Source organism: Rhodospirillales bacterium, from assembly GCA_023898765.1.
Classification (GTDB): Bacteria; Pseudomonadota; Alphaproteobacteria; order Micavibrionales; family Micavibrionaceae.
In genome coordinates, this window is record CP060238.1 from 1,062,869 (window position 1) to 1,081,049 (window position 18,181).

Annotated in this window: 16 protein-coding genes; 2 read left to right on the forward strand and 14 right to left on the reverse strand. The window is 51.8% G+C overall.

Features of this window, described 5'->3' with window-relative positions:
• The first annotated feature begins 112 nt into the window (after nucleotides 1-112).
• Nucleotides 113-1,018: a hypothetical protein gene (locus H6853_05140; protein USO02937.1), complete on the forward strand. Its 906-nt coding sequence runs from the start codon at nucleotides 113-115 to the stop codon at nucleotides 1,016-1,018.
• Here the strand turns inward: H6853_05140 and H6853_05145 are convergent.
• The 7 genes from H6853_05145 to H6853_05175 form a co-directional block, all read right to left on the reverse strand.
• Complete coding sequence (locus H6853_05145; GenBank protein ID USO02938.1) at nucleotides 1,015-2,403, reverse strand: sigma-54-dependent Fis family transcriptional regulator; 1,389 nt, start codon at nucleotides 2,401-2,403, stop codon at nucleotides 1,015-1,017. The genes H6853_05140 and H6853_05145 overlap by 4 nt on opposite strands.
• A gap of 15 nt (nucleotides 2,404-2,418) precedes the next feature.
• Complete coding sequence (locus H6853_05150) at nucleotides 2,419-3,267, reverse strand: MotA/TolQ/ExbB proton channel family protein (GenBank protein ID USO02939.1); 849 nt, start codon at nucleotides 3,265-3,267, stop codon at nucleotides 2,419-2,421.
• Between the two features lie 21 nt (nucleotides 3,268-3,288).
• A complete protein-coding gene (gene fliN / locus H6853_05155) occupies nucleotides 3,289-3,609 on the reverse strand; it encodes a flagellar motor switch protein FliN (GenBank protein ID USO04608.1) in 321 nt (106 codons plus the stop codon).
• A 64-nt stretch (nucleotides 3,610-3,673) separates the two neighbouring features.
• On the reverse strand, nucleotides 3,674-4,405 hold the full coding sequence (locus tag H6853_05160) for a hypothetical protein (protein USO02940.1): 732 nt from the start codon (nucleotides 4,403-4,405) through the stop codon (nucleotides 3,674-3,676).
• Nucleotides 4,406-4,448: 43 nt separating this feature from the next.
• Nucleotides 4,449-5,468, reverse strand: a complete 1,020-nt coding sequence (gene fliG, locus H6853_05165) for a flagellar motor switch protein FliG (protein USO02941.1) — start codon at nucleotides 5,466-5,468, stop codon at nucleotides 4,449-4,451.
• 33 nt (nucleotides 5,469-5,501) lie between these two features.
• Nucleotides 5,502-7,133 (reverse strand): flagellar M-ring protein FliF, encoded by a 1,632-nt coding sequence (gene fliF / locus H6853_05170; GenBank protein ID USO02942.1) that lies wholly within the window; start codon nucleotides 7,131-7,133, stop codon nucleotides 5,502-5,504.
• A 234-nt stretch (nucleotides 7,134-7,367) separates the two neighbouring features.
• Nucleotides 7,368-7,634, reverse strand: coding sequence for a DUF1153 domain-containing protein (locus tag H6853_05175; GenBank protein USO02943.1), 267 nt, complete (start codon nucleotides 7,632-7,634; stop codon nucleotides 7,368-7,370).
• A gap of 408 nt (nucleotides 7,635-8,042) precedes the next feature.
• On the opposite strand from H6853_05175, the gene H6853_05180 reads away from it, so the two are divergent.
• Nucleotides 8,043-8,486: a flagellar protein FlaG gene (locus H6853_05180; protein ID USO02944.1), complete on the forward strand. Its 444-nt coding sequence runs from the start codon at nucleotides 8,043-8,045 to the stop codon at nucleotides 8,484-8,486.
• Nucleotides 8,487-8,502: 16 nt separating this feature from the next.
• Here H6853_05180 and flaF read toward each other — a convergent pair whose 3' ends face one another.
• From flaF to H6853_05215, 7 genes are all read right to left on the reverse strand, one after another.
• Complete coding sequence (gene flaF, locus H6853_05185) at nucleotides 8,503-8,988, reverse strand: flagellar biosynthesis regulator FlaF (protein USO02945.1); 486 nt, start codon at nucleotides 8,986-8,988, stop codon at nucleotides 8,503-8,505.
• On the reverse strand, nucleotides 8,975-9,364 hold the full coding sequence (locus H6853_05190) for a flagellar biosynthesis repressor FlbT (protein USO02946.1): 390 nt from the start codon (nucleotides 9,362-9,364) through the stop codon (nucleotides 8,975-8,977). The genes flaF and H6853_05190 overlap by 14 nt, the downstream gene beginning before the upstream one ends.
• Before the next feature lie 187 nt (nucleotides 9,365-9,551).
• Nucleotides 9,552-11,249, reverse strand: a complete 1,698-nt coding sequence (locus H6853_05195) for a flagellin (protein ID USO02947.1) — start codon at nucleotides 11,247-11,249, stop codon at nucleotides 9,552-9,554.
• Between the two features lie 181 nt (nucleotides 11,250-11,430).
• Nucleotides 11,431-13,044 carry a class I SAM-dependent methyltransferase gene (locus H6853_05200; protein ID USO02948.1) on the reverse strand — a complete coding sequence of 538 codons (1,614 nt, stop codon included), beginning with the start codon at nucleotides 13,042-13,044 and terminating at the stop codon, nucleotides 11,431-11,433.
• Nucleotides 13,041-14,585: a sulfotransferase gene (locus H6853_05205; protein USO02949.1), complete on the reverse strand. Its 1,545-nt coding sequence runs from the start codon at nucleotides 14,583-14,585 to the stop codon at nucleotides 13,041-13,043. Before H6853_05205 ends, H6853_05200 begins: the two co-directional genes overlap by 4 nt.
• On the reverse strand, nucleotides 14,582-16,306 hold the full coding sequence (locus H6853_05210; protein USO02950.1) for a class I SAM-dependent methyltransferase: 1,725 nt from the start codon (nucleotides 16,304-16,306) through the stop codon (nucleotides 14,582-14,584). Before H6853_05210 ends, H6853_05205 begins: the two co-directional genes overlap by 4 nt.
• A gap of 126 nt (nucleotides 16,307-16,432) precedes the next feature.
• A complete protein-coding gene (locus tag H6853_05215; protein ID USO02951.1) occupies nucleotides 16,433-18,163 on the reverse strand; it encodes a flagellar hook-basal body complex protein in 1,731 nt (576 codons plus the stop codon).
• Nucleotides 18,164-18,181 lie beyond the last annotated feature (18 nt).

Below are 18,181 nucleotides of genomic sequence, written 5' to 3' on the forward strand. Positions count from 1 at the left end.
GGGGATAGCGGTTGTTTTTGTCTTGGGCGCGCGTAGAATAAAAAGAAAATATTTGATTTTTGGCTTGGTCTTTGCTTTATTATAGCAAATAAAATTCGTTTCAGGAGATATTATGACATATTCTTTAAAGGCGCTCGCTCTTGTTTCTGCCCTCACCTTATCGGCTTGTGGTCATTATAGCGATGATCTGGCTTCTCTGGAGAAGGACTTCCAGACAGGCACATCGCCGCAGCAATATGCCATGAATGCGCAGGGGCTTAACACGGTGACTCCTGCTGCCGGCGGGGCCGTTGCCGCAGAGGCCGTTTCTTTTAGCCGGTCTTTGGCGCTGGAGTATTATGCGATGGCAAAATACGAAAACGATGAGCTGTATGATTACAGGGCGGCCAAATATTACACGGAAAAAGCAAGCGCAGCCGTGAAAGGGGAGCATGTCCCCGTCGGTTATGTCGGGGAGTTTAAGATCGATGAAGAATCCACAACGGAATTAAAACAGGCGCGCGCAGAGTTGATTGACGCCATGCGTTTTAAAATGCTGCCGGAAAATTATGCCCGGCTTGCGCAGGCGCAGGCGCAATATGACTGCTGGCTGGATCAGGCCGAGGAAGGGCAAAAGGACATGACTTGCCGCGCAGGTTTCTTTGAGGCGCTGGCGGCGGTAAATGATCCTTATGTCGAGGCCGGGCGTTACGCCGTTTCTTTTAACGCCGGGACATCTGCTTTTGCGCAAGGCGCGGAAGCGGCGATTCAGGAGGCCGTTTCCCTGATCCAAACAAACAAGGGAAAACCTTACCGGATTATTTTGTCGGGGCAGGGGGTAAGCGCGGACAGGGAGCTTGTCATACAGAATGTTTTAAGCGGGCAGGGCGTCGATCCGGCGTCTGTTGTGACGTCCTCCGCAGCCGGGCAGGCTTCGAAAGAACTTGCCGGCGTAGCACCGGAAGGGCAGGAAGATACGCTTTACTTAAGCGTGAAGTTTGCCGAAGAACAGGCGCAAGTGCCTGAAAGCGATATCTAGCCGTTTTGGGCGGCGGGGATGTCGCGGCCTTCTTCTTTATACTGATTGAGCTTGTTGCGCAGCGTCCGGATGGAAATGCCGAGGATGTTTGCGGCGTGGGTCCGGTTGCCCAGACAATGGTCGAGCGTGTTTAAGATCATATCCCGTTCCACATCCGAAATGGTGCGCCCAATAAGAGATTCAACCGCGCCTGTGTTTTTGACGGTGCAGGCCCCTGCGCTGGAAACGCCTGCAGGGTCCGGGGGCTGTTTCGCGCCGCCGCCGCTGGCGGACCCGCTTGCAAAGCTGCTGCCTTCGATATGAAGGGCGCCGGCTTCGATGTCTTCTTCCAGCGACATCAAAATACCGCGATGCATCGTGTTTTCGAGTTCCCGGATATTTCCCCGCCAGTTGTGGGCGCTCACTTTTTCCTGCGCTTCCTTGGAGAGTTTCTTTTTGTCGATGCCGTTGCTTTCCGCGAATTTGTCGGCAAAAAACTGCGCCAGCGGGACGATATCGGCCGGGCGTTCGCGCAAGGCCGGCAGGCGGATATTGACAACGTTCAGGCGGAAATAAAGATCTTCGCGGAACTCCCCTTTGCTGACGCTGTCTTCCATGTTGCGGTTGGAGGTGGCGATGATCCGCACATCGACTTTGACCGGTTCGTTCGATCCGATACGCGTAATCTCTTTTTCCTGCAGGACGCGCAGAAGTTTTGCCTGAAGGGACGGGTCCATTTCCGAAACCTCATCCAGCAAAAGCGTGCCGGTATGGGCTTCTTCAAATTTTCCGATACGGCGCGCTGCGGCCCCGGTGAAAGCTCCTTTTTCATGACCGAAAAGTTCGGACTCCAGAAGGTTTTCGGGAATAGCGGCGCAGTTCACCGCGATAAAAGGGCCGTCCTTGCGTTTGGATTTTTTATGGATGTAGCGGGACATCACCTCTTTGCCCGTTCCGGATTCGCCCGTAATTAAAACGGTGGCTTCGCTGGGCGCAATTTTGTCGGCCAGCGTCAGGACGTCCTTCATGGCCGGATCGCCGGCAATCATGCGGTCGTCTTCCTCTGTGACGGCTTCCAGGACCGCGGCGATCAGTTCGGCATCGGGCGGGAGCGGGATATATTCCTTTGCGCCGTCTTCAATCGCTTTTACGGCCGCGCGTGAATCCGTTCCAATGCCGCAGGCCACGACGGGGACATTGATGCGCTCTTCCGCAAGGGAGGCAACAAAGGGGCCGATTTTTTGCTTGATGTCACACATCACGACATCTGCGCCTTTTCCGTTGCGCAAAGCGCCCAGGGCCTGCTGTGTGTCTTCGCAATGAATAACCTTGGCGCCGCGTTGCAGGGCGATTTTTCCTGCGGCGCTGATATAGCCTTCCAGATGGCCGATAATCATCAAACGCATCGTACTTTAACTCCTTTAGTCGAAATAATTAATGCGCTGGTCCGGCGGCAATTCGCTGTTTAAAAGCATTTCCAGCCTGCGCGGGTTTTCCTGCCGCGCAATGGAGGACATCGCGGTTAAAACCAGAGAGCGGATCATCGCTTCGTCGTTGGAATTCCGCTCCAGCTTCGCGGCAATGGGGGAGAGAACAACGGTTCCCAAAATGGCGCCGTAAAACGTGGTCAGGAGGGCCACCGCCATGGCAGGTCCTATGCTATCGGGGTTTTGAAGGTCTGCCAGCATTTGCACCAGTCCCACGAGCGTTCCGATCAGTCCCATGGCAGGCGCGACATCCGCGCCCCGGCGGGCAATGCTGGCTGCGCGGCGATGACGTTCGACGAGCGCATCCAGGTTTTGCGACAGCACGCGCTCGATATCTTCCCCGCCATAGCCGTCTGTGACGATCTGAACGGCGTCGGCCAGATGAATGTCTTTCTTTAATTCCTTTTCGATCCCGGACAGGGCCAGCATTCCTTTTTTCCGGGCAAGCATCGTGATGTCCATAAGCTGCGTGGCCATGATCGAAGGGTTCACTCTTTTCCGGATCATGGACTGGACGAAGATTTTTCCGGCTTTGCTCAGTTCCTCCCAGCTATAGGAAATGCTGGTCACAAAAACGGTGCCGAGAATGACGATCAGGAAAGAAGGCACATTGAAAAAGTTGGCTTTGCTCTGATTTACAAGAATGGCGCCGGCAATCACTCCAACGGCGAAGATGAGCCCCAGCACCGTGACCAGATCGACAGATATTTTAGGACTTTCGATCTTGATAACAATATTCGCCTGGGCGTCAGATGAGAGGGTATTTTCGGTTTTCTCGTCCATGATGTTCTATCAACCGTCTTTTTAGCTTTTGTCTGATTTCACAATTTCAGTCATTGTTACGCCGAGCTTGTCTTCTACAACCACCACCTCGCCGCGGGCGACAAGGCGGTTGTTTACATAAATATCAATCGCTTCCCCGACTTTCCGGTCAAGCTCAACCACAGCGCCCCGGCCCAGTTTTAAAAGCTGGTTCACCGGCATGCTGGAGCGTCCAAGGACCGCCGAAATTTGAACGGGAATGTCGTAGATGGCGGTCACATCCGCCGTCATAGGCTCTCCTTCGGCCCATTCCTTTTCTTCTTCCTGCCCGACAACAGAGCCTTCGATCTCGTCAAGCTGCATTCCCGAAGAATCTCCGGCGTCTCCATCTGTCTCCGTCACGGCTTCTTCTGGTGTTTCGGTTTCGTCACTCATCTTTCTCTCCATCCGGCTCTATATCCGGTGATTCTGCATTTATCTCTTTGTTTATACCACTATTTTTCTCTGCGGGAAGATTCTCCTGTTCTTTTTGGGGCTGGCTGGGGAGGAGTTTTTTAAATTCTTTCCGGATTTCTTCTGTAATCCGGTCCGGAGAGCGGATGGCGCCGCCTTCATCCCAGAGCATCCGGCATTCCCCTTCTTTCATGTCTTCTTTTTCGATAATTTTGTAGAGGGGCTGTTTTTCACGTCCGCTCTGGTGCGAATCCATGTGTGACTGAAGGAGGTCTTCTACGTCCTTTTTCACGGCGGGAGCGATTTCAATGCGGACAGAGTTTTGCCCGGAATGTGTGTGCAGGACATTCGCGATCATATTTTTGATTTCGGATTGTCCGATTTTTTCATTGAGGTCCGGAAAAAGTTTTTCCAGCATTTCCAGGGCGAGCTTAACGGATTCCTGTTCAAATTGTTTTTCACGGATATGTTCGGACGCAAAAAGTTTTGAAAAAGATTCCGAAATATTGCGGAGCATGTTTGCGACAAGCTGTTCCCGGCTGGCGGCGGCTTCATCCAGCCCTGCCTGACGCCCCAAAGCATGCGCTTCCCGCCGCGCGGCTTCAAGCTGTTCCTCGTTAAAAACAGGGGGAGGGAGTTCCTCTTCAATCTCTTCCGCGGCGTTTGGATCGCTAAAATCGTGCAGGTCGAAGAAAAATTTTTTCATAGGATCGTCAGGTCTGTTTTGTCCAGGTTTCATGTCTGACATATCAGTAAATCAACTCGTCCTCTTCTGCGCCTGTCGAAATGGTGATCTCACCACGGTCTTCCAGATCTTTGGCCACGCCTACAATATATTGCTGCGCTTCCTCGACATCCCTGAGGCGTACAGGTCCCATGGCCGCCATGTCCTCTTTCATGATTTTGGCTGCACGTTCGGACATGTTGGAGAAGAACAGGTCGCGCAGGGTCTCTGTCGCTCCTTTGAGCGCTGTAGGAAGTTTTTCTTTGTCCGCCGCCCGCACAACCGTTTGAATAGCCGCCGGATCAAGTTTTTGGAGGTCTTCGAAGGTAAACATAAGGCTACGAATTTTTTCGGCGGATTCAGGGGCCGCTTTTTCAAGCTGTTCCATGAATTTTTGTTCCGACGTGCGTTCGAGATTGTTGAAAATATCGGCCACCAGTTCGTGGCTGTCGCGGCGCTGGGTTTTGGCAAGATTGGACATGAATTCTGTCCGCAAGGTGCGTTCTATGTCTTCCAGAACTTCTTTCTGGACGGCTTCCATCCGCAGCATCCGGTTAATGACTTCGAGCGCAAAACTGTCGGGAAGCATGGCCAGAACTTTGGCGGCGTGATCCGTTGAAATTTTGGACATCACGACGGCGACTGTTTGCGGATATTCCTTCTGGAGAAAGTTCCCGAGGATTTCTTCGTTCACATTGGCGAGCTTTTCCCACATCGTGCGGCCCGCAGGCCCCCGGATTTCTTCCATAATGGATTCGATTTTTTCCGGACTCATGCCGGCTTTTGCCAGCAACCGTTCGGTGCTGTCCTGCGTTCCGATGAGTGAATTGGCGGAACTCATCTGTTCGGCAAAATCTACAAAAAGCCGTTCAACGACACTCGAATCCACCTTTCCAAGACCGGACATGGTCTGCGAGATTTCAAGGATTTCTTCATCGTCCATATGCTCAAAAATTTTGGCAATATATTCCTCTCCCAGCGCCAGCATAAAGATGGAAGCTTTTTCCGGTCCGGAAAGGGTTCTGTAATCTTCAGTAACGCGCATGCTTTTCTCTTGTTTTTCCTACGTTTGCGTCTTTTATTCCTGCGTCATCCAGCTGCGAATAACAGAAACGGTTTCCGCCGGATAGGCATCAACGATGTCTTCAACTTTCTTCACGGAAGAGGCTTTTACCTGCCCTTCGACCTTTTGCATGTCGATCATGCTCTCCTCTTCCCCGGCATCTCCGGGTTCAAACTCGGAAGGTCCCTCCAGCGCCGGACTTGACGGACGGGCCGCCAGAAGGTCCGTTTCCATCTCTTCATCCAGTTGCGGGCCTTCCGTCGCAAGAAGCCGCCCGACCATCGGTTGGAGAATCAGAAGGACTACAAGAATAACCATGATAGCGACGGTCAGGATTTCCGCAGCGTCCAGAAGTTTGTTTTTATCAAACCCAAAAAAAGTATCCGCGACCAGAGAGTCATCCGTGGTTTCTATTTGCGCGAATTTCATGTTGATCACTTCGATCGTGTCGCCGCGCTGGGCGTCAAACCCGACGGCGCTGCGCACCAGTGCGGCAATCTGGTCCAGTTCCTTGTCGCTGCGCGGCTGGTATATTTCTTCACCCGCCTCATTCGTCGTGTATGTCCCGTTTACAAGAACGGCAACGGAAAGCTGTTTGATTTCGCCTGCTTCCCGGACCGTGCTGCGGATGGTTTTGCTGATTTCGTAATTGCTGACCTCTTCAACACGGTTACTCTCAAGGGAAGGTTTTTCATCTAAAAACAGATCGCTCCCGACGCCGGGAAGATTGTTTTCAACCGAAACATTTTCAGCCGCAACGTCTCTTTCCGTGCTGCTTTCTTCCGTGGTCTGTGTGGACCTGGCAACCTGCCCCTCAGGGTTGAATATTTCTTCGTTTGTATTGACCCGGTCAAAATTCATTTCAGCCGTGATATTGGCGCGGACATTTCCGTATCCGACCGTGCGCCCCACCAGATCCTCGATGGATTGGGTCATGCGGCGCTCATAATTCAGTTTCATTTCCTCGGCCTTGAGGCTGGCCGTCGTCGTGTTTTCGTCACCGCCCCTGGCCAGAAGTTTTCCGCTCTGGTCGATAATCGAAACTTTTTCCACGGTCAGTTCGGGCACGGCAGAAGCGACAAGGGACTGGATAGCCAAGATCTGGCTTGATTCAAGCCGGGCTCCGGGGCGTATGCCGACCGCAACGCTGGCGCTGGCGCTCCGGCTTTCGCGGCTGAAAAGTTCCCGGCGCGGCAAAACAAGGTGGATGCGGGCACTGCGAATGGGGTCCAGAGAGCTGATGGTTCTGGCAAGCTCCCCTTCAAGGGCGCGAACCTGGTTTAAATTCTGGACGGCATTCGTTGTTCCAAACCCGGACTCTTTGTCGAACAGTTCGTACCCCATGGAACCGCCATTGGGAAGGCCGGCTTCCGCCAAAAGCATGCGGGCGCGTCCTATGTCATTTTCGGGGACCATAATGCGGGAGCCGTCTTGCGAAATTTCGTAGCGAAACTGCGCCTCTTCCAGCTTGGCGGCAATGGCGCCCGAATCCAAGGACGACAGATCCCTGTAGAGGAGTTTGAGATCCGGCGTTGAAACCCGCATGGAGACAAAAATGAAAAAGACGAGGAGGGAAAGCAAAACGCCCCCCATAATGCCGAGGCGGGCGGCTCCAAGTTGTTTTAAGGTTTCAAGAAAGCTGTTCACGTGTCGGTTACCCTGTAATCATTGTCTTTCGTCATAAACGCATGGCAAGAACTCGGCCGGAACCCTTAGAAGATAAGAAGGCGGGAACGCAAGGGCGGCCTGTGGAGATATCTTGTCTTACGCAAAATAACACGTTTTCAGCCCTCTGAAAACGTAAACATTCACAGAGGATTATAAACTGTTTTTGTCGCTTTTTCTACGGTTAGAGCTTCGTGTGCTTATATGAAAATATTGTCAGATAATCTGAAAGTTTTGTTTCTGAAGGTCTTCGGCCCGGTATTGTTTCAAATGCGTGGTGCGCAAAGCCTCCGGTCCGTGCCGTTCCAGAAGTTTGGTCCACGAGGTCAGTTCTTCAAGGCTGAGATTATAGCGGGTGCAAGCCTCGTCTTTGCTCAAAAAGCCTTTTTCTATGGCTTTCACAACCGCCAGTTTTCTGGATTTTACCCAGCGTTTTATATCCGGAGGCGGGAGGTTCGGCTCGTTTGTATTCTTTGTTTTCATAGTGATACGCTTTTTTTATGTTGTGAGGCTTGATGCTTTAATTATTGATTATTGCGTCAATTATTTAACATATCGCTAAAAAGTGTTTTGAAAATAAGGAAGAAAATCCTTTGTGTTTTTAGAGAAAATTTTTCTCTTTTTCTTGCTTTTAAAAGGACGATTTATCAGGGTCTTCAAACAAACAAGTAAAAAAATATGTAGTATTTATCTTGTTTTTTTATATTTACTTGTTTTTTAAGAAGTTAACGAATAGTTAATTAAAATATTTGGCCGTCGTAATCTTCCTCTTTACTTGTCCCGAAGGTGGTTTTTTTGTTGACAAGTGGACTATCTTTAGATAGAATGATACTAGGGTAGTGTGCCTGATTTATGTCTTTGTTTTAGGCACGCTTGATTAGGGAGCATATTATGATAGAAGCTGTGAATTCAGTGTTGTCGAATGCGCCTCTGGTTCGTGGAAACGTGGAGCAGCAGGCGGCTTCGCGCTCTTTCGCCGCAAATCCTGAACGTGTGCAGGAGGTGGCGCGGGCCCCTTACGTGAGTCCTTACATTCACGTCGATGTGAATTTTGACCGTGCTGTTTTGCAAATCCGTGATTCAGATACCGGCGATGTCCTTCGCCAGTTTCCGTCCGAAAGCCAGCTTAAGGCCTATACGAGGGCGCAGGCGGCTGCTGCGGCGCTGGAAACGCAACAAAGAAGCGAGACTCCGGAAGTCAAGCAGCCTTCCGACAAGACGGAAACGACAGAAGAGGCGCCAACCCCGGCTCCGGAAACGGCTGCGCCGGCACAACAGCAGTCTACATCGGCACTGGAAGTGCAGCAGGCTGTCAGCGTGGACACGCAGGCATAATGATTTAGATATCTGCTTAGGCGGAGGTTGATGTCTGGCCACTTTCGGGTGGTTTTTTTGTGCCGTCTTCCCGTGGATTCGTCCCGGTGTTTTCCGGTTTGGCCATAAGGCCTGCGGCGATTTCACGGTTGATATTAATCAGCACATCCAGTTTGTTCTTTTCCGGATTGGCCATGATTTCAGTTTCCCGTTTAAACACAAAATTGGCAAGATTTACAATATTGGAGCGCAGGTCGTTGGGGCGGTCTTTGTCCGGATTTTCAAGGGCCGTATCGTAAAACATCATCCATATCTGACGGTTGTAGCGCAGCGTTTCTTCCAGAAGGTCGCTGTTTACATTGTCCCAGTCGTTTTGGAGGTCTTGCAGAAATTTAGCGGATTTCAAAAGGACGCGCGCTTCCAGTTCGCGTTGATCCGGCGTGTGTTTTTGAGCGTTGTCTCCATATGCGCCCGCAGCGGCGGCATAGGGATTGTTCGGCTGTGTGGGCTTACTTGGCGACATTTTCAAGCAGCTCCTTTTCCAGTTTGATCAGTTCTCTGGCTTCTTTCATAGCCTTATAATAGGCGCCATCCATAATTTTTTCATTGATAATGAGGAACATGAAAGAGGCTTGAGGCGCGGCGTGCTGTATTTCCCTGGCCAGTTCAAAATATTTATTGTGGTATTCTCTGGAATCGTTCGCCATATACATGCACTGGATCATAAAATAAATTTTTTTGCAGGGCGTGTCGGCTTCTTCTTCCTGCATGACGTCTTTTTCACGCAGGATAGGAGATTCTCCGGAAATATGAAGACGGGTGCGCTGCGTGTCGTTTGTAATGACGGCGTCGCCAATGAGTATTTTTTCGCCTGGTTTGAGATCGATAACAAGTCCCATGGGATTTCTTCCTCCTTTTAAGTTTTAGGATTTCTTCCTGTAGTTTCAGGATACTACAGGAAAGCTGATAAAAAGTTAAGGAAGACAATCTGTTTTTAAAGAAAAAAGCATAAAAAAAGAGCCGGCGATTTCTTCGCCGGCTCTTTGGTATATCCTGCCGCCCCTCTGAAGCGGATTGTTCTTCGTTCTAGAACAACCGGAGGACGGATTGCTGAGACTGAGCAGCCAGAGACAGGGAGGTAACACCCAATTGCTGACGCGTTTGCAGGGCCAGCAGGTTTGCACCTTCCTCGTTCTGATCGGCGACCGTCAGGTCGTCTGCACCAGCTCTCAGTGTGTTGATCGTGTTTTGTGTAAAGTCACGACGGGTCTGGATAATGGACAGGTTGTTGGCCAGTGTCGATCCAAAGCCCCGAACAGATTCCAAGGCAGTCCGTGCCTGGGAAGAGTTCAGTTCAATATCCGAAAGACTCCGGAAAGAGGCTTCCGTCAAACCAAGACCGTCTGCCGTAAAGTTCACACCTCTCGTTATAAGAGAACTTGTATTGTCCTCGTTAAAGAAGGTGGTCAGATTGTCTTTGTTCAAGAGGTTAACACCACGATATTGAGCGTCAGCAACCAGCGAATCAATTTGGTCGCGCAACGTATTATAGTCGGCAGCCAGATTGTCCAAGGCAGCTGTTGAACTGTTGAAAGAGAACACGCGCTCTTCCGGAACACCGGCAGCAACCGTGATCGGGTCCAGCGTACCGGCCGGATCGCCCAGTCCGATATCAAAGCTGGCAGCACCGACGGCACCGAGTGTGATGCCGGCACTGTTCACTTCGTCAGAGATAGACGTCAGGGTGAACTGTCCCGTGTTGCTGTCAAAGCCCGCTTCCAGGTAGAGTTTCAGGTTTGCATCCTGATTGACAAGGTCAACAAGATCCTGGAAGGATGATGTGGCCGTCAATGTCAGAGTCTGGTTGAAGTTACCGCCGTCACGGTTGACCTGAATGTCAATCGTGTCGCCGACCGCAAAGCCCGTGATAACCGTGTTTCCGTCAACATCCTGGAATGTTGCGCCTGCAATGGCATCACCGGCCTCAACGATATCTCCGCTATTTTCATAGAGGGAAATCGAGGTCAGCGTGTTACCGGCAACGATCGTTGCGGCAGCCCGTGTCGCGGCCCCGGCGTTGTCAACACTTTCAATTTCGAAGTAGTCACCAAGACCAAGTGCCGTGAAACCGGCATTTGTAAGTTCAGTACCACTACCGACGAAACTGTCAACAATACGGAAAGATCTTCCGCCAGAGCTTTCGATCGAGATGAAGCCCTCATCCGTTACGCTGGCAACGATTTCACCGTTCCGGTTATCAGCAAACTGGTCCGTGATTCTGGCTGTCAGCGCGTAGGCGGTATCTCCGGCGGCCACTGTAATCGTTTCAGCGATTTGCAGACCGTCATCATCTGTTGTAATGACCTGGAACTGGTCACCGGCAGCGATACCGGCGGCAGCAAACGTACCGGCCGTAATATCGGAGGTACTCAGGTCAACTTCACCAATTGCACGGGCTTCCCCTTCTGAAGCAGCCAGTTCATCACGAGCGGAACTCACGATGGATTGTGCCTGCTCAACAAGGTTGGTCAGTGCGGTAACCCCTTTGTCAGCTTCCTCAATTGTCCGGATAGACTGGCCAATACCGTCCAGAAGACGGGAGAGGTCGCTTGCCCGGTTATTCAGGGATTGCGCTGTAAAGAAGTTCTGTGGATTGTCCAAAGCAGAGTTGACTTTAAGACCCGTTGCCAGACGCAGTTGCGTCGTGTCAATGTTTCTCTGTGTGTTCTGCAGTGAAAGTAGGTTGTTCCGCAAGGCTGCGGATAAGACGACATCAGAAGACATAATGCTTCTCCTTTCCTAGGTTTTTTTAGTGTTTGCATACTGCAATCCTCCCAATACTTGGGGGGACACTCTCAATAGTATAACACAAATATTAAGGGGGCGTTAACACCAAAAAGTCAAGTTTTTGCAAATAGTTAACAGGTGTATTCCCCGCAAGAAGGAATCGAAAAAAACCTGCTTACTATTTGAAAAACAAGGATTTTTCTATTTTTTCAAAGGGCAGGCAGGGGGACTTTATCTCGCTTTCGCGGCAGCATAAAAATTGGTACATGCCGATAAAAAGGCCGGAATATTCTTTTTCCAGGGCTTGCCAGTTTGAAAGATTCGCCATTTGAGGGTCCTCCGGGTATGTCTTCTTGTAAAGGCGGGTTATTTTGGGGGTGTTTGTGCTGAATCCGAGGAAGGACAGTCCCAGTTTTTTGAGGGTTTCCGACAGTTCCGGAAGGGTGTAATTCTTCTCCTGCACATGAAACACGAGGTCGCGGCATTCGGACAGGGTGTAAAAATCCCGCCGCGCCGATACGGCTTTTGCCGGATGGGTGTCGGGGAGGGCAAAAATATCCTGCCGGAAGGCGCGTATTCCTTCCGTTGTCGCCGGGTAGCCCTTTTCCGCGGCATATTTCCGGGCGGCCTGAACGCTTTCGCGGGCGGCAAGGCTGTAAAGGCCGATATTCATGCGCCCGCCGGGGGACAGCCGCCGTATCAGGTGTTTCCAGCCCTCTTCGGGATTTTGCATGTGATGCAGGACGCCGGAGCATTCAATTATATCGAATGTCTTTTCAATCTGGTCCAGATCCAGAATGTCGCAATGCATAAATTCCAGATTGTCTGCGCCATATTCGCCGGCTTTCTTTTTGGCGTAGGCCAGCGAAGCGAGGCTTAGGTCAATCGCGGTAAAATGAATATCCGGAAACATAAGCGCTGCCTGCAGGGCCGGGCGGCCTGTTCCGCATCCGGCGATCAGCCAGGTTCCTTCAATCCCTTTTTGGGGGGAAGGGGGCAGGTCAACGCTTTGCCATCTGGGGTATGGATTTTCTTCATACATGGCGCGGACTTTTTCGGATGTTTTGTCTTTTATATGTCCGATAGAAGGGATGTCTGGCGGGGGGTCCGTTTCATCGGGCGCACGGTAACAATGCAAGAGGGCCAGATGAAGCGGCGTGCGGCCGGCCTTTTGCAGGTCTTCTATGATTTGTTTTTCTTCTTCCGTTTCATCGAAAAGATATTCGTTGAAAAAGCAATGGGCGCTCAAAGCGGACAGGGCGGGCAGATGCTTGGTCTTGAGAATCTCTCCTTTTTGATACCACCCCAGAAAAAGACGCCGCAAGTTTTTGAAAATATTCTCGATTTTCCGATTTGGAAGCGTCAGTTTTTTGAGCCCCTCAAGAAGAAATTCATCCTGAAGAGAGCTTTGGAGATTGCGCCATAGCACTGAATCCGGCGCCATGTCTTCAGAAATATTCATTAAAGCCTGATGAAGGGGATCTTTTTGCAAAAAGGCGATCCACAGCCCCGCAAATTTTTGATGGTCGAGGGCTTTGCTTTTCAGGCAGGCAAGCAAAACACGTTTCAAATCAGGGTGAAAGCTGCTGTTCTTAATCTCCGGAGCGAATTGCGACAGGCGCAATTTATAAAGATCGTTATCAGGCGCGCGCAGGATACAATCGCAACAGATATTAAAAGCCTGTTCGTATTTCTCCGCCTTATAGGCCGCGACCATGGCTTGCTCAAGAAGGGGCAAAGGCGGAAGGTCTTTTTGTCCAGCCCGCCGCTGTTTTCTGTTTTTTGGGCTCATGCGCTTTTTTGGTCTTTCAGAAAAGCCTGCGCGTCTTCGGGCGCATCTTCCCCCAGCGCTTCAATCAGGGGGATGAGATGTTTTCCAAAGCGTTTCCAGCGTCCGACGGACCCGGTATATACAGGCTGGCGGACCTGCATAACGCTGGCGGTCGCGACGGCTTTTTTCGTTTTATAAAATTCCAGGCAGGCATCGTCCCAGGGCATGCCCAAAAACGCAATTATTCGCCGGGCCTCTTTTTCCGTGTCGGCAACAATATCTTCATAGGCCACGTCCAGCAGGCTTTCTCCGAGCACGTCTTTCCAGTGGCGCATCAGGGCGGTGTGGTCGCGGTAATGCTGTGCGAGTTCTTCCATATCGTAAGTGAAGGGCTGCGTCATATCCGTGAAATTGATGCTGAGGCAGGAAAAGAGGCAATCCATGGGGTGGCGGTGAATGTGGATGAATTTGGCGTTCGGGAAGGCAATCTTGAGAAAACCCGCCGTAAAACGGTTTCCGATGGCTTTGTTCACGATGCGCTTTGCTCCGCCGGTTTTGTCCCGGATATAGCCTTCATATTGCTTGGCGATAGCTTCCGGCGTAAGCATCTGTTTGGTTGGACTGGCCCGTAGCGGGTATTTTTCTCCGTTCACCGGCGGCAGGCTGGAGTAGTTTTCGATCAGGAAGAACAAAAACATATCTTCCCCGATGCCGATAATATCGGGATGGGCATGAAGGATTTGCTCCAAAAGCGTGGTGCCGCTGCGCGGGAGGCCGAGAATAAAAACGGGCGCGTCGGACGGGCATCCCTTTATGCCGGAACTTTGGACAAACTCTTTTGAGAAATAAAGCTGGAGTCTCTTTATATATTCGTGCGTGTTATCACTGTTGAAGGAGAAGGTTTTCCGTTTGTGGCGGCAGGCTTGGGTCAGGTGGTCAAAGGCTGCGTCATCCTCTCCTGTGTCCTTGCAGGCTTTGAAAAGGGCGAAATGCAGGTAGGACAGTTCCAGATCGTCCTGCGTTTTTGAAACCAGACGTTCCAGTGTTTTGAAAACAGGATCGCCTGCATTTTCAGGCCTGTGTAAAAAACAAGTGTACATATAAAGATGTTCGGCATTTTCGGGGGCCAGTTCCCGGGCCTTCAGGATGGCTTCTTTGGCTTTTTCCCTGTTCCCGAGAGACAGGTAAGCGCGGCTCAATTCGGCAAATCCGCCGGCATTCGGGGTGGTTTCCAGCCCTTTTTCCAGAGAGATAACGGCCTCTTTATAATTTCCTTTTTTGGAGAGAACCTGACCGATAGAGATATCCAGCGCCGTATTGTCCGGCAAATTCTTTTTCAAAAGCCGGTAAAGCGCGAGGGCGTTGGCGAAATCTCCTTTCAGGTTGCAGGAAGCCGCCTTGAGTTCGAGCGCGGGGACATTGCCGGGCGTTTGCCGGAGAATTTCTTCGATGAGGGGGTCGGCTTTATTTGGCGCTTTTTCTTCTATGAAGGTTTTGGCCTGCTCGTACAGCGTTTCCGGGGTGTTTTGATCCGGCTGGAGAAGGAAGGGGGCGGCTTTCATGCTTGCCGTCCTATCGTAAAGTGAGGCACGGCGTCAATGTTTTGAAAGCCGGCGGAAGGGGTGTCGGTTTCCCCTTTCCGGCAGCAGGCGAACTGATACATTTTCTTGAAAAGGTGAGGATGTTTTTCCTCGAATTTTCCCCAGTTATCCATGTCGGTCATGCTCTCATCCTCCGGAAAATCCTTTATGTAACTGTTTTGTATTTGTTTCGGCTGTTCCCGAAAGCCCAGAAAAGAAAGCCCCAGCGCGTCCATTTGTGTTTTTAGTTCGGGCAGGGTGTAGCGCTTTTCCTGAATGTGGAAGACAAGGTCCCGGCAATCCGACAGATTGTAAAAATCCTTATACTCTGAAATTTCATATAAAGGGTGGTCATAGGGCAGGGCCATGATGTCCTTTCGGAAGCGCCTGATGCCGTGAATGTCGGGCGTATAGTCTTCCTGCGCGATATGGCTGCGGGCCTCGACGATCGATTTCCGGCCTGTTTCACTGTAAAGCGCAATGAACATGCGCCCCCCCGGCTTCAGCCTCGTGAGAAGACTGGCCCATCCGGCTTCGGGGTTTTTCATGTGGTGCAGGACGCCGGAACATTCAATCAGGTCAAACGTGTCCTCCATCTGGTCCAGCTTTAAAATGTCGGCTTGTCCAAAGGAGATATTTAAAGCCCCCATTTCACGGGCTTTTCGTTTGGCGTAAGACAGGCTTGTCAGGCTCAAATCGACGGCCGTCAGCTTTGCGTTCGGGAAGGCCAGCGCGATTTGAATGGCGAACCAGCCTGTGCCGCATCCGGCAACGAGGATATCCGCCTCGACCTCGGTGTGAACAAGGGGGGCCGTATCAAAGGAGCGCCATTGCGGGTAGGGGTTTTGCTCATACATGGCCTGAACGTCTTGTGAAACGGTGTTTTCAACGGAGGTCAGCGCCGGAATGGTTTTGCGCAGTGCTCTTTCTGTTAAAGGCTCCGTGACCTGCAGCGTGATGAGATTTCTTAAGGCTTTTGTCTCCGGCGCATCGGTCAGGAAATTGTGCAGGGGGCGGTAGCACCCCAAAAGGGCAAGAGTCAAAGCGGGCGCGTTTTTACCGGCTTTTGAGGCCAGGGAATCAACTGCCTTTGCTTCTTCTTCCGTTTCAAGAAGCGCATATTCGCGCTGGTAGGCATATTCGGCCAGCGCGCAGAGGAAAGGGAGGTCTTCGTCTTCCAGAATTTCCTGATTTTCAAGGCTCCAGCGGCGCAGCCATGTCAGCAGGTCTTCCATGACGGTGTCCGTCATAATCAGCGTGCGCAGGCCCAGAAGGAGAAAGGGGTCGCGCAGGCAGGGGCGCAGGGTTTCCCAATGGACGCGCTTTGCAAAATCTTCGTATTTTTCTTCTTCCATCAGGGAGGTCAGAGGTTCCTGAAGCGGATCTTCCCAGAATGTGGTGAGCCATGCGCGGAAGAAAGGCTGATGTGCGATGGTCAGGGAATCCAGGCAGGCGCTCAGGGTTTGCTTCAACAGGGGCGTATAGCCGGCAATTTCAATTTCCGGCACGATAATGCCTGCGCGCTTTTTATGAAATTCGTTGTGCGGGTCCCGCGCCAGCAATTCGCAAACAATATCCAGCGCCTGTACGAAGTTCCTTGTCTGGAAACAGTTGTTGAACGCGGTTTCCAGGTCACAGGAAGGAATGTCGGCAAAAGGGCGCTCTTCCGGGGAGGGCGCATGTGTAGCGGTGGCGGATTTCATGCCCGTCATCATATACATGGCAGAGGGGAGGGTAAACCGCTTCTTCCCCTTTTCTCCCCACATAATAAAAAACGCGGCCCGGACGACCGGGCCGCGTTCTTACCGAGAGCGTTTTGTTACGGTTTTCTACCGAAGTCTCAGTAATTCTTCTGTCATCTGGTCGACGGTGTTGATCACCTTTGTGTTTGCGGAGTAAGCCCGCTGTGTGATGATGAGCCTTGAAAACTCGTCCGCCAGATCCACGTTGGAAATTTCGACCGTTGATGCTTCAAGGAAGCCTGCGCCTCCTGATCCCGCTTCCCGCAGGTTTTCCTCACCGGATTCTTCCGTTTCGGTATAGGCCGTTCCGGAAACCTCCTGCAGCCCGTTCGGGTTGGCAAAGGTGACAAGCGGCAGTTTGTACAGTTGTGATGTGGCGCCGTTGGAAAAACGCGCAATCACAAATCCGTCGCGGTCGATGTCAATACCCGTCCGAAGACCGAGCTCGGCACCGTTCTGGTCGGAAAACAGAACCGTATAGTCGCTGTCAAACTGACTGAAGCGTTCGATATCAATATTGATGCTCTGGGCTTCGGATCCGTTGCCCCAGTTGATATTGCTGAGTTCAATATCAATATTTCCGCTTCCGTCAGGCAGCGCGTTCACGGTCCCGTCTCCGTTAAAATTAATCAGGCCGCGGGAAAGCTGGTTGTTGTTGGGGTCAAGGATTGTGACTTGCCACCAGCCGCGAGAGTTGTAGAGCGGGTCTCCCGGAAGGTTCTGAAAGGCCGGGAATTCTTCACTGCTGTAAGGGGGGGCATCCGCCGGCGTACCGTTGTCATAGGTGGCACTGTTCAGGTCGTCGGAGGAGAATATACCTGCCGCCAAACCTAATCCTGCCAGAGGCGTTCCGGTCAGGTTGGCAAGGTCGACGGATTCTGCCGCGCCGCCTGTGAACAGGTCACGCTGGATAACAAGTTCCCCGTTATTGCCGAGGAAGGCCGAGACGCCGGCAACGTTGGTATTGATATCGGTGATGATGTCCCCCAGTGTGGTGACGGTTACGTCTCCACCGGCGGCAACGCCGATATCAAAGGTTCTTAAGACGGCGCCCCCGTCAATGGCAACCGTAAACTGATCTGCGGGCGTTAAACCGAGATCGGTTATCAGGTTTGTGGTTGCCGTCAGGCTTCCGATGGTTCCTGCGGAAGTTCCGTGCGGTCCGTAGGTTTTTACAAACTGGAAGCTGATAGGCTGGGGGCTTCCAAGACTGTCATAGACCGTGAGACCCCGCTGGAAGTCGGCGGCGGAAGTCGTTGCCGCAGCCAGCGTTTCCTCTGTTTCCGAAGCGTCCAGATTGACGGAAAGTTCGGCTGTTGTCGTCGGACGTGTCAATCCGCCAAGGAAGGCCACATCAACGGGCACAAGGGAGGTTAGGTCCCCTTGGTTGGCCGGAAGGTTTCCGTTGGTGTCAATAGGCCATCCGTAGAGGAAAAACCCGGCGGAATTTTTCAAAAACCCTTGGGCGTCTTCGCTGAACTGCCCGTTTCGCGTGTAAAGATATTCGGTCAGCGCCGAGTTGTCTCCGTCGCGTTTGACAGGAAAAAATCCGTTTCCGGAAATAGCGGCGTCTGTCGAAGACACGGTGGATTGAATCGGGCCCTGCTGGTCCACGCGCTGGATGCGGTTGACGGAAACCGTCCCCGGAGAATAGCGCGAAGAGCGGCTTTCCGTTGTAACCAGAGAGAAAAAGGCAGCCTCTGATCTTTTGAAGCCGACGGTGTTCACGTTGGCGATGTTGTTGGCGATCATGGCTGTCGCCTGTGATTGCGACGAAAGGCCCGATACGCCGGTAAAAAGGGATCCGAATAAGCTCATTGCTACCTCCTTGTTAAA

Bases quoted from the DNA above. Each gene is read 5' to 3' on its own strand.
- H6853_05190 (USO02946.1), bottom strand. From the start codon at position 9,364: ATGGGACTTGTTATCGATCTCAAACCAGGCGAAAAAATACTCATTGGC.
- H6853_05180 (USO02944.1), top strand. From the start codon at position 8,043: ATGATAGAAGCTGTGAATTCAGTGTTGTCGAATGCGCCTCTGGTTCGT.
- H6853_05195 (USO02947.1), bottom strand. From the start codon at position 11,249: ATGTCTTCTGATGTCGTCTTATCCGCAGCCTTGCGGAACAACCTACTT.
- flaF (USO02945.1), bottom strand. From the start codon at position 8,988: ATGTCGCCAAGTAAGCCCACACAGCCGAACAATCCCTATGCCGCCGCT.
- fliN (USO04608.1), bottom strand. From the start codon at position 3,609: ATGCAGCTTGACGAGATCGAAGGCTCTGTTGTCGGGCAGGAAGAAGAA.
- H6853_05175 (USO02943.1), bottom strand. From the start codon at position 7,634: ATGAAAACAAAGAATACAAACGAGCCGAACCTCCCGCCTCCGGATATA.
- H6853_05150 (USO02939.1), bottom strand. From the start codon at position 3,267: ATGGACGAGAAAACCGAAAATACCCTCTCATCTGACGCCCAGGCGAAT.
- H6853_05160 (USO02940.1), bottom strand. From the start codon at position 4,405: ATGAAAAAATTTTTCTTCGACCTGCACGATTTTAGCGATCCAAACGCC.
- H6853_05140 (USO02937.1), top strand. From the start codon at position 113: ATGACATATTCTTTAAAGGCGCTCGCTCTTGTTTCTGCCCTCACCTTA.
- H6853_05205 (USO02949.1), bottom strand. From the start codon at position 14,585: ATGAAAGCCGCCCCCTTCCTTCTCCAGCCGGATCAAAACACCCCGGAA.
- H6853_05215 (USO02951.1), bottom strand. From the start codon at position 18,163: ATGAGCTTATTCGGATCCCTTTTTACCGGCGTATCGGGCCTTTCGTCG.
- H6853_05210 (USO02950.1), bottom strand. From the start codon at position 16,306: ATGAAATCCGCCACCGCTACACATGCGCCCTCCCCGGAAGAGCGCCCT.
- H6853_05200 (USO02948.1), bottom strand. From the start codon at position 13,044: ATGAGCCCAAAAAACAGAAAACAGCGGCGGGCTGGACAAAAAGACCTT.
- fliG (USO02941.1), bottom strand. From the start codon at position 5,468: ATGCGCGTTACTGAAGATTACAGAACCCTTTCCGGACCGGAAAAAGCT.
- H6853_05145 (USO02938.1), bottom strand. From the start codon at position 2,403: ATGCGTTTGATGATTATCGGCCATCTGGAAGGCTATATCAGCGCCGCA.